The organism is Micromonospora endophytica (assembly GCF_003236305.1).
GTDB lineage: Bacteria > Actinomycetota > Actinomycetes > Mycobacteriales > Micromonosporaceae > Micromonospora > Micromonospora endophytica.
This window is the reverse complement of sequence record NZ_POTX01000533.1, coordinates 1-445: the sequence shown is the minus strand read 5'-3', so window position 1 is coordinate 445 and position 445 is coordinate 1. Positions and strand designations below refer to the sequence as shown.

At 51.9% G+C, this 445-nt stretch carries 1 protein-coding gene; it reads right to left on the bottom strand.

Annotated elements, in window-relative coordinates; all coding sequences use genetic code 11:
- Positions 1 to 341: LysR family transcriptional regulator (locus C1I93_RS30955; protein ID WP_111246728.1), on the bottom strand; the 341-nt coding region annotated here is incomplete at its 3' end.
- Positions 342 to 445 lie beyond the last annotated feature (104 nt).

The following is a 445-nucleotide window of genomic DNA, read 5'->3' as shown; positions in this document are numbered from 1 at the left end:
GCTTCAATGAGTGGCGCAAGCAGAGAAAAAGGGAAGGTGTCGTCCACGCCAATCACCAGCTCGTTTTCCCAGCCTTCATGCAGTTTGATCGCCTGCTTTTCCAGTTCTCGCACGGTATGCAGAACTTCCCTCCCTTTCTCTAATAACATTTTTCCGGTGCGGGTGAATTTAGCGCGGTGTCCGCTACGATCAAGCAATTGAATATTAAGGTCGCTTTCCAGCTTGTGAACGGTGTAACTCAGAGCGGACGGCGTCTTGTAGAGTTTGGCCGACGCCGCCGCAAAACTGCCCTCTTTTTCTAAGGCATCGAGGATCATCAACACATCCAGCAGTGGTTTCATACACGCCCCCTTGCAGTGCATGCGGCGTCCTGCTGGCGTGATCGTTTACTCCAGCGGCATTACCAGCGGATCGGGATACTGGTATTCAAATCCCAGTTCATTAC